This is a genomic window from Micromonospora acroterricola, assembly GCF_003172955.1.
GTDB classification, from domain to species: Bacteria; Actinomycetota; Actinomycetes; order Mycobacteriales; family Micromonosporaceae; genus Micromonospora; species Micromonospora acroterricola.
The window spans coordinates 25998-35518 of sequence record NZ_QGKR01000217.1 but is presented as its reverse complement, the minus strand read 5'-3'; the positions used below and the strand labels follow the sequence as shown (position 1 = coordinate 35518).

Annotated in this window: 11 protein-coding genes; 6 read left to right on the top strand and 5 right to left on the bottom strand. The window is 72.9% G+C overall.

Annotation, left to right across the window (positions count from 1 at the left end):
- Nucleotides 1-226 precede the first annotated feature (226 nt).
- The gene (locus DKT68_RS18545) at nucleotides 227-1048 is read left to right on the top strand and encodes an HAD family hydrolase (RefSeq protein WP_109818668.1); all 822 of its coding nucleotides are present in this window, start codon (nucleotides 227-229) and stop codon (nucleotides 1046-1048) included.
- A complete protein-coding gene (locus DKT68_RS18540) occupies nucleotides 1048-1860 on the top strand; it encodes an HAD family hydrolase (RefSeq protein ID WP_109818667.1) in 813 nt (270 codons plus the stop codon). Before DKT68_RS18545 ends, DKT68_RS18540 begins: the two co-directional genes overlap by 1 nt.
- Before the next feature lie 19 nt (nucleotides 1861-1879).
- On the opposite strand, the gene DKT68_RS18535 is transcribed toward DKT68_RS18540, so the two are convergent.
- Nucleotides 1880-2482: a bacterial proteasome activator family protein gene (locus DKT68_RS18535; protein ID WP_109818666.1), complete on the bottom strand. Its 603-nt coding sequence runs from the start codon at nucleotides 2480-2482 to the stop codon at nucleotides 1880-1882.
- 84 nt (nucleotides 2483-2566) lie between these two features.
- Between DKT68_RS18535 and DKT68_RS18530 the strand changes: the two genes are divergently transcribed.
- Nucleotides 2567-3364, top strand: a complete 798-nt coding sequence (locus DKT68_RS18530) for an alpha/beta hydrolase family protein (protein ID WP_109818665.1) — start codon at nucleotides 2567-2569, stop codon at nucleotides 3362-3364.
- A gap of 80 nt (nucleotides 3365-3444) precedes the next feature.
- Entirely contained in the window at nucleotides 3445-4632 is a 1188-nt protein-coding gene (locus tag DKT68_RS18525) for an ABC transporter substrate-binding protein (RefSeq protein WP_109818664.1), read from the top strand.
- A gap of 76 nt (nucleotides 4633-4708) precedes the next feature.
- Here the strand turns inward: DKT68_RS18525 and ddaH are convergent, their stop codons facing one another.
- Nucleotides 4709-5542 (bottom strand): dimethylargininase, encoded by an 834-nt coding sequence (ddaH, locus tag DKT68_RS18520; protein WP_407940762.1) that lies wholly within the window; start codon nucleotides 5540-5542, stop codon nucleotides 4709-4711.
- Between the two features lie 59 nt (nucleotides 5543-5601).
- On the opposite strand from ddaH, the gene DKT68_RS18515 reads away from it, so the two are divergent.
- Nucleotides 5602-6060 (top strand): Lrp/AsnC family transcriptional regulator, encoded by a 459-nt coding sequence (locus DKT68_RS18515; protein ID WP_074315467.1) that lies wholly within the window; start codon nucleotides 5602-5604, stop codon nucleotides 6058-6060.
- Between the two features lie 191 nt (nucleotides 6061-6251).
- Nucleotides 6252-7262, top strand: a complete 1011-nt coding sequence (locus DKT68_RS18510) for a zinc-binding dehydrogenase (protein ID WP_236646952.1) — start codon at nucleotides 6252-6254, stop codon at nucleotides 7260-7262.
- Between the two features lie 7 nt (nucleotides 7263-7269).
- Here DKT68_RS18510 and DKT68_RS18505 read toward each other — a convergent pair whose 3' ends face one another.
- The 3 genes from DKT68_RS18505 to mobA all read right to left on the bottom strand — a co-directional run bounded on the left by DKT68_RS18505 (nucleotide 7270) and on the right by mobA (nucleotide 9476).
- On the bottom strand, nucleotides 7270-8376 hold the full coding sequence (locus DKT68_RS18505; protein ID WP_109818661.1) for a T3SS (YopN, CesT) and YbjN peptide-binding chaperone 1: 1107 nt from the start codon (nucleotides 8374-8376) through the stop codon (nucleotides 7270-7272).
- A gap of 171 nt (nucleotides 8377-8547) precedes the next feature.
- Nucleotides 8548-8814 carry a DUF6457 domain-containing protein gene (locus tag DKT68_RS18500; RefSeq protein ID WP_109818675.1) on the bottom strand — a complete coding sequence of 89 codons (267 nt, stop codon included), beginning with the start codon at nucleotides 8812-8814 and terminating at the stop codon, nucleotides 8548-8550.
- Complete coding sequence (mobA, locus tag DKT68_RS18495; RefSeq protein ID WP_109818660.1) at nucleotides 8811-9476, bottom strand: molybdenum cofactor guanylyltransferase; 666 nt, start codon at nucleotides 9474-9476, stop codon at nucleotides 8811-8813. Before mobA ends, DKT68_RS18500 begins: the two co-directional genes overlap by 4 nt.
- Nucleotides 9477-9521: the final 45 nt, after the last annotated feature.

Below are 9521 nucleotides of genomic sequence, written 5' to 3'. Positions count from 1 at the left end.
GACCCGCGCGAATCCGGCCGCCTGGAGACGCGATCGGGGCTTCCGGTCGCACTCCGGGCCACCCGGATCGGGGACACCGGCGAGGCCCCTCGCGTTGGCGTCCGATTCGCCTGGAAGCCATGGTTGCGACCCGTTCCGCGAGGTACGGTTGCTGCCCGCCGTCACGCCGGGTCTCGGCACCAGTACCCCACGGCAGGCTGCGACGGCGGCGGGCGAAGGAGGAACGATGACCCGCCCGGGACTTCCCAAGCTGATCGCGACCGACCTTGACGGGACGCTGGTTCGCAGCGACGACACCGTGTCCGCGTACACCCACGGGGTGCTCGACCGGGTGCGGGCCGCCGGAATTCCGGTGGTCGGCGCGACCGGCCGCGGCCCCCGGTTGACCGAGCTGACCCGCAACGACATCCGCGCCGCCGACTTCCTGGTGATGGCCGGCGGCGGGCGTGTGGTCGACCAGAGCGACCCGACCGGCCCGGTGGTGCTGCGCGACGAGCGGCTGGCCGGCGAGGTGCTGGCGCGGTTGCTCGCCGATCTGGAGGCCGAGGTCGGGCCGCTGACCGTCATGGTCGAGGCGTCCGACGAGCAGGACGCGCCACTCTGGGGCGACTACCACGCGAGCTGGCCCTACCAGGACAGGTTCGAGGCGCGCAGCCGCGCGGAGTGCCTCTCCTGCGACGTCATCAAGGCGTTCGCCCGGACCGCCGACCACCACGTGGACGAACTGCTGGCCGTGGCCCGGCGGATCGTCCCGCCGCAGGTCGCCACGCTCACCCAGGCTGGGCTCGGCTTCATCGAGATCTGCCCGCCCGGGGTCGACAAGGCGACCGGGCTGACCGTGGTGGCACAGACGCTCGGGGTCGACCCGGCCGATGTCCTGGTCTTCGGTGACATGCCCAACGACCTTCCGATGTTCGAGTGGGCCGGCTGGTCCCGGGTGGCGGTCGCCAACGCGCACCCCAGCCTCCGCGCCGCCGCCGACGAGGTGACCCTCCGCAACGACGACGACGGGGTGGCGGTGTACCTGGACCGGCTACTGTCCCGGTGATGGGAGAGACACCCCGGCTCATCGCCACCGACATCGACGGCACGTTGATCCGCGACGACCACACGGTCAGCGCCCGCACCGCCAGCGTGCTCGCCCGGATCTCCGGTGAGGGCACACCCGTCGTGCTGGTCACCGGCCGTCCGGTCCGCTGGCTGAAAATGGTGTACGACCAGCTCGCCGAGCCGCTGCCGGCGGTCTGCGCCAACGGCGCCGTGGTCTACGACCCGGTCCGCGACGAGGTGCTGCGCGCCGACCCGCTCGCCCCGCAGCACCTGGCCGAGGTGGCCGAGCGGCTGCGTGCCGAGGTGCCCGGCATCGCCTTCGCCGTGGAGATCCTGGACAGCCGGGAGATGCGCCACGAGGAGCGGTACCCGCTGCGCTGGGACGCCGACCACGAGGCGATCCGCCCGGTACGGACGCCGGAGGAGCTGCTGTCCGTTCCGGCGGTGAAGCTGCTGGTGCGGGCCGGCGAGCAGGACCCAGACGTCTTCGTCGAGCTGGTCGCGGCGGCGGTGGCCGGACTGGCCGAGGCGACGCACTCGTCGAACTCCGGGCTGGTGGAGATCTCCGCGGCCGGGGTGACCAAGGCGGCCGGGCTCGACTGGTACTGCGACCGGCTCGGCGTGGCGGCGGCGGACGTGCTGGCCTTCGGCGACATGCCCAACGACGTGCCGATGCTGAGCTGGGCCGGGCGGGGTGTGGCGGTGGCCAACGCGCACCGCGCCGTCCTGGCGGTCGCCGACGAGGTGACGGCGGCGAACACCGAGGACGGCGTGGCGGCGTACCTGGAGAAGATCTTCGGGGTGGGCTGACCGGGCCGAGGCCCGGCGGTCAGAGGTACTGGCCGGTGTTGTGGCCCTCGCCACCGCCCGGCTGAGCCATGCCCGGCATCCCCGGCACGAGCCCGCCGGGGCCGCTGGGCAGGGCCTGCCGGCCGCCACGCATCTGCTCCAGCTGGACCCGGGCGGCCATCTGCTGAGCCACCAGGGCCGCCTGGATGCCGTGGAACAGGCCCTCCAGCCAGCCGACGAGCTGGGCGTGCGCGATCCGCAGCTCGCTCTCGCTCGGAGCCTTGTCCTCGGCGAACGGCAGCGAGATCCGTTCCAGCTCGTCGCGCAGCTCGGGAGCGAGGCCCTCCTTCAGCTCGACGATGGACCGCGCGTGGATCTCGCGCATCCGGTTGCGGCTGGCGTCGTCGAGCGGGGCCGCCTTGACCTCCTCCAGCAACTGCTTGATCATGCTGCCGATCCGCATGACCTTGGCCGGCTGTTCGACCAGGCGGGTCGGGTCCTCGCCCTGCCCCTCCTCGGTCTGCATCGTGCCAATCGGCCGGCCGTCCGGGCCGACCACCACCACGGTGCCGGAGTGGCCGGAGTCGTCGCGGCCGGGCTCGTCGTCTTGTCCAGAGGAGCGCGCTTCGGTCATGGGGTCCATCTTTACCCAGCGGGCGCGACCCATGCCCGCCGGGACCGACTACCGGGCCCGAACCACCCGGGCGGGGCGCGCTACCGTCGCGCCATGCCTGCCGACCCGCGCGCTGTGCTGACCCGGCCCGCCCCGGCTCCCGACCGGACCGTGGCGTACGGCGACCACCCCGACCAGGTGGCCGACCTGCGGCTACCGGCCGGCTCCGGGTCCGCGCGACCGCTGGTCGTCGTGGTGCATGGGGGCTTCTGGCGGGCCGAGTACGACCGGCGGCACACCGGTCCGTTGGCCGCCGCGCTCGCCGCGGCCGGCTACCCGGTCGCGCAGCTGGAGTACCGACGTACCGGCCAGCCGGGCGGCGGTTGGCCAAACACGCTGACCGACGTGCTGACCGGGGTCGCCGAGTTGCCCCGACTCGTCGACGAGGCGCTGCCCGGCCGGGTCAGCCGGGACGCGCCGATCCTGGTCGGTCACTCCGCCGGCGGCCACCTGGCCCTGTACGCCGCGGCCACCGCGCCGGCGACGGTGGGCGGTGTGCTGGCACTGGCCCCGGTCGCCGACCTGGGCGCGGCGTACCGGCAGGATCTGGACTCGGGGGCGGTGGCGGCGCTGCTCGGCGGCGGCCCGGAGGAGGTACCGGACCGGTACGCGGCAGCTGATCCACGATCATTGGTGCCGATACGGACACGGACAGTAGTGATGCACGGTTCGGAGGACCAGCAGGTGCCGGTGGCGATGAGCCGGGATTTCGTCGCGGCGGCTCGTACCGCGGGATCCCATATTTCCCTTGTTGAGCTGCCCGGATGCGAGCATTTCGGGCTGATCGACCCGGAGTCTTCGGCCTGGCCCCGGGTCCTCGGTATGTTGCGGTCCCTGCACGATGATCACTAGCCATTGACGCAGCGTCGCGGACCAGGTAGAACGCCGGAGGGGCGGTGTTCTGCCCTGCAACGCTTTTGGGAAGGAACTCGGTGTCGCAGATGAATCGCAGGCGGGCGCTCCAACTGTTGGCGGCGCTCGGTACGACCGGATTCGCCGCCGCGTGCGGCTCCGACACCGACGACCAGTCGACCGCCGACCGGGGCCCGATCAAGATCGGCATGATCACGCCGCAGGCCGGCGGCTTCAAGAGCATCGGCGACGACATCACCAACGGCTTCCAGCTCTTCCTCGACCTGCACGACCAGCGGCTGGGCGGGCACCCGGTGGAGTTGCTGACCGCCGACGAGGGCGACACCGCCAAGACCGGCAAGGCGGCCGTCGACGGCCTGCTCAAGCAGGGCGTGCTGGCGCTGACCGGTGTGGTCAACTCGTCGGTGATGGTCGGCATCCGGGACATCGTGGAGCAGGCCCGGGTCCCGCTGATCGGCTCCAACGCCTCACCGAGCAGCCTGCAGAGCGTCTTCTACATCTGGCGGACGTCCTACGTGCTGGACGAGGCCGGCCGGGCGATGGGCCGCTACCTGCGCGACCAGCTGCCGTCCAACGGTCGCGTCGCGATCATCATGCCGGGGAACGTCGGCAGCCCGGACGTCGTGCGGGGCTTCCGGGAGGAGTTCGGGGCCAGCGACCCCCGGATCGCCGACCCGGTGACCACGACCAGTGCCACCTCCAACCCGGGGAAGAGCACGTACGTCGCGGACATCACCAAGGCTCTGGCCAAGAAGCCGACCGCGGTCTTCTGCTTCTTCGCCGGCGCGGCCGCCGTGGAGTTCATCAAGCAGCTGCGCAACCAGTTCTCCGGGCCGGTCTACGCTCCCGGCTTCCTCACCGAGGGCACCGTGCTGGAGAGCATGGACAGGGACGCGCTCGGCATCCAGACCGCGCTCAACTACTCGGCCGACCTGAACAACACGTCCAACCGCGTGTTCGCCTCGGCCTACCGCAAGAAGTACCAGGTCACGCCGACCACCTACGCGATGGCGTCGTACGACGCGGCGCAGGTGCTCGACCAGGCGATCCAGCTGACCGGCGGCTCACCCAACCCGCAGCAGGTCAACCTGGCGCTGGGCAAGATCGGTCAGATCGACAGCCCGCGCGGCATCTGGCAGTTCAACCAGCCGCGCACGCCGCAGCAGAAGTGGTACCTGCGCGAGGTGCAGCGCGACGGTCAGGTCATGTCGAACGTGCTGATCAACGAGCTTGCCACGCTCGGCTGAGCACCCACCGGAGCGACGTCTGGGGCCGGTCTCCCGTTCGGGAGGCCGGCCCCTGACGTACATGGGGGTTGCGGAGTCAGTGCCGCAGCTCGGCGATGCAGCACTTCACGCTGCCGCCGCCCTTCTTCAGCTCCGCCAGCTCCACCGGGACCGGGGTGTAGCCGGCGGCCTTGAGCTTCCCGGCCAGCCGGGTGGCCTCGCTGTTGAGCACCACGTTGGCGCCGTCGCTGACCAGGTTCAGCCCGAAGGCCATCGCGTCCTCGTCGTCGGCGATCACCGCGTCGGGGAAGAGCTGGGTGAGCACCCGCTGGCTGGCCGCCGAGAACGCGCCGGGAAAGTAGACGACGTTGGCGTCGTCGATGGCGGCGAGCGCCACGTCCAGGTGGTAGAAGCGGGGGTCGATCAGCCGCAGCGACACCACCGGCCGGCCCAGCACCTCCTGCGCCTCCGAGTGCGCGGGGACCTCGGTCCGGAAGCCGTGCCCGGCCAGGATGATCCCGCCGTGCGCCTCCGGCACGTACGCGAAGTCGCCCTCACCCTCGTTGGTCTCGCTCGGTGCGACGAAGCGCAGGCCCTGCGACTCGTAGAAGGCGTGGTGCGCGGCGGCCTCAGCGGCCCGCTGCTCGTGCTTGAACCGCGCGCCGTAGACACTGCCGTCCACCATGAAGCCGCCGTTGGCGGCGTAGACCATGTCGGGCAGGCCCCGCTCGGGGGTCAGCAGATGCACCTCGTGGCCGAGGCGGACCAGCGCCTCACGCAGCCCGTCCCACTGCTTGACGGCCAGATCCCGGTCGACCGGGGTGGTCACGTCCATCCACGGGTTGATCGCGTACTCGACCGCGAAGTGCTCGGGCGAGCACATGAGATATGTCCGCTTCCGCGGCACTCGCTGCTGGTTCACGGTCACCAAGAGTAGGTATCGTTGAACTTTGGTAACAGCCACAACCATTGCTTCCCAGAGGCGGAACGTTGCAGATAGACGCGGTAGACCAGCGGATCATTGCGTTGCTCGTCGCTGACGCCCGCGCGTCGTACGCCGACATCGGCACCCGGGTGTCACTCTCCGCCCCAGCGGTCAAGCGCCGGGTCGACCGTCTGCGCGCCACCGGCGTGATCAGGGGATTCACCGCCGTGGTCGATCCGGCGGCCGTCGGCTGGACCACCGAGGCGTTCGTCGAGCTGTTCTGCGCCGGCCGGACCACCCCGGCGCAGATCGGCGTGGCCGCCCGGCGGCACCCGGAGGTCGTCGGCGCGTACACCGTCTCCGGCGAGGCGGACGCGCTGGTGCACCTGCGCGCCGCCGACATCGCCCACCTGGAGGCGGCGCTGGAGCGGCTGCGCGCCGAGTCGTTCGTGACCTCCACCCGCAGCACCATCGTGCTCTCCCGGCTGGTCGAGTCCCCCGGCGTCGGCCCCTCCACCCGCTGAGCGGGCACGCCCGGCAGCTCAGGACTCCGCAGGACCGGTGGGAACCGGAACGGCCCGGGCCGCGTCGAACACCCATGGCCCCGGCCCAGCCGGCGGCCAGCGCAGCATGATCCTCCCTCCCCGGCGGGTGGGGCCTGGTTCTCGGGGTTTCCGGGCCCCACCCGCCCTTGACCTCAACCATGGTTGAGCAGGTGGACTGGCCCTGGAGTGTGGGCACGACGCCCACCGTGGCCGAGGGAGATTCCATGCGGGCGGTCTGGTTGCGTGACGTCGGCGGACCCGAGGTGCTGGTGCCCGGTCCGGCACCCGATCCGACGCCGGGCCCCGGCCAGGTGCTGATCGAGGTCGCGCACGCGAACATCACCTTCGTCGAGACGCAGCAGCGCTCCGGCCGCCCCGGGCCGTTCCGGGTCACCCCACCGCTGATCCCCGGCAACGGCGTCGGCGGGGTGATCACCGCCGTCGGGTCGGCGGTCGACCCGGCGTTGACCGGGCAACGGGTGGTCAGCGCCACCGGCGGCTCCGGCGGGTACGCCGAACGCGTCGTCGTGGACGCCTCCGCGCCGATCCCGGTGCCGGCCGGGCTGGCACTGGACGCGGCGGTGGCGCTGCTGGCCGACGGGCGTACCGCCACCATGCTGGTCGAGGCCGTCGGCGTCCGCCCCGGAGACCGGGTCCTCGTGGAGGCCGCGGCAGGCGGGGTGGGCAGCCTCCTGGTGCAGCTCGCCGCCCGGGCGGGTGCGCGGGTGGTCGGCGTGGCCGGCGGACCACGGAAGGTCGACCTGCTCCCCGGGCTGGGCGCCGACCTCGCGGTCGACTACCGCCGGCCCGGCTGGGCCGATCGCATCCGGGACACGGTCGGCGGGATCGACGTGGTGTTCGACGGTGTCGGCGGAGTGGTCGCCCAGACGGCGTTCGAGCTGCTGGCGCCGGGTGGGCGCATGGTCAGCTTCGGGTTGGCCAGCGGCGAGTGGTCACCGGTGTCCCCGGAGGCCGCCGCCGCACGGCAGGTCACGCTGGTCCGGCCGGACGTGTCGCCCGCGCGGCTGCGGGCGTACACCGGTCAGGCGCTGGCGGAGGCGGCGGCCGGCCGGCTTCGGCCGCTGATCGGCCAGCGCTTCCCGCTGGAACGCGCCGCCGACGCGCACGCCGCCATCGAGGCCCGCGCCACGGTCGGGAAGACCCTCCTCGACGTCCCCTGAACCGCGCTCAGAGGTACATGCCGGTGCGGTGCTCGGACTCGTCCCGACGGACCGGCTTGTCGCCCTCGCCGAAGAACCGCTTGCCGCCGAACTCGCCGTGCAGCCGGTCGTCCAACTCGTCGGCGAGGCCGGTCATCACCTGCACCGCCAGCATCAGGTGCGTGGCCTGGAAGTTGCGGCCGAACACGGGAATGGACGCCCAGACGGTGTCGTCGGCACAGTAGAGGCGACCGATCGGCATCCGGTTCGTCAGCTCGGAGAGCTTGACGTAGAGCCGTTCGGTCGGCTCCACCTCGGTGAGCACCGGGGAGAAGACGTCCACCAGGGGCGGGTTGTCCCGCACCCGGACGAAGACCATCGCCGAACCGGCGCGGATCGTGATGTCGCCGTCCGAGTCGATCTGCAACCGGTCGGTGTCGGACTTCAACATCGTGGACACCACCGTGCGGACCCGATCCGCCAGGTCGAGCACGTCGTCCCGCTCGACCTGCGCGGCGGCGGCCTCGGCCAGCGCCTCCTCCAGGTCGGCCTCGACGTCGGCGTCCGGGCCGAACTCGCTGCGCGCGGTTCCCAACGGCTCGACGGTCAGCGCCTCACCCTCGGCGTCCTGCACCAGGTAGACGAGGAACGCCGGGTGCGGTGCGCCGTAGACGTCGCGCAGCGTCCGGGAGAGCAGCGCGGCGACCGTGGACGCCTCCGCCGTCGTACCGTCCAGCCCGAAGAACCCGCCGGAGCCGGGCACCACCCCGGGCGGCGACCAGCCGAGCGCGACCATGTCCGCCACCGCGGCACGATCCAGACGGTAACCCTGCGGCAGGGCCGCGTTGCCGACCGCACGGGCGGACAGCGCGCCCGCGCCGTCCACGTCGACGCTGATCGAGTAGACGGCGTCGCCGGTGCCGGAGGCGGTGGGGTCCAGGGTCAGCTCGAGGTGCGCGCCAACGGGCAGCTCCCGCAGCCGGACGGCGAGCGCACGGGCGAACTCCCGCCACGCCTCCGTCACCTTGGCCCGCAGGTCGGTGGTGCTCGGCTCGTCGAGCAGGATCGACTCCGCCGGCTCGGCCGTACCGCCGGGCAGCTCACCATTCGGCGCCGAGGGGTGGTCAGCCGTCATGATCGCCTCCGTCCGTCACGATCACCCTACCCACGCCGCCCGGAGGTCCAACCAGCCCGGACCGGGATCGGACAGCCGCACCGAACGGCACCGGTCCGCAGCAGCTTCCACCGCCGCGAAAGTGTCCTGCTCGGGGCGCCGCGGAGCCCTCGCCGTGGTGCCGCCGGGCGGTCAGACCGCCGACGGTTCGCCGGGATCGGCGCCCAACTCGACGGGCCAGGCGGCCGCGAGGCCGGTGAGCCGGGCCGCGGCGTCCGCCGGGTCGGCGCCCCGGCCCACCGCCAGCCCGAGCAGGTACGCGGTGACCGGCGCACCCGGCCGCAGCACCTGGTGGGCGACGTCGCGAGCCAGGTCCAGCACCGCCGGCACGGGCACCTGGGCCGGGTCGAGGTCCAGCTCGGTGCAGGCCGCCGTGACCCAGTCGTCCATCACCGTCATCGCGCCCACTCCTCTGCCCGGCGTACGTCCTCGTCAGTGTCGCAGTCGAACCACGGTGGCGGGCCGTCACCGGACCAGGGCACCTCGCGGACGACGAGGCCGGCCAGCAGCGCCCGGACCGGAGCCCCGGCGAGGCTCCCGCCCCGCTCGGCCGCCAGCCGGTCCAGGCCGGCCCGCAGCGCGGCGATTCGCCACACCCCGCAGAGGGACTGCCGCCGTCCGTCCCCGTCGACGAAACACGCCCCGTCCGGCGCCCGCTCGAGCGGCGTGGCGCCGGGTGGGCCGGCGGGGTTCCCCGGCGTGGAGGGGCGGGCGCGGACGGGAAGATCGAGGTGGGTCAGCAGCTCGCCGATCGCGGCGCGGGTGAGCAGCGGCAGGTCGGCGGCGAGCAGCGCGACGAGGGGCGTGTCCGGATCGAGCAGCGCCAACCCGGCCGCGGTCGCGGCGACCGGTCCCCCGCCGGGCGGATCCTCCCGGGTCACCCGCACATCCCCAGGGACGTCGTCGGCCGGACCGACCAGCACTCGCGGCGAGGCGTCGGTGACGGCAGCCAGCACCCGGTCGCGCATCGGCCGGCCGCCGACCGGGAGCGCCGGCTTGTCCAGCCCGCCCATCCGTCGGGCGGCCCCACCGGCGAGCACCACGGCCGCGTACGTCCCCATCCGGCCACGGTAGCCGTACGGCATCCGGGCGGCGGGCGGCAAGCC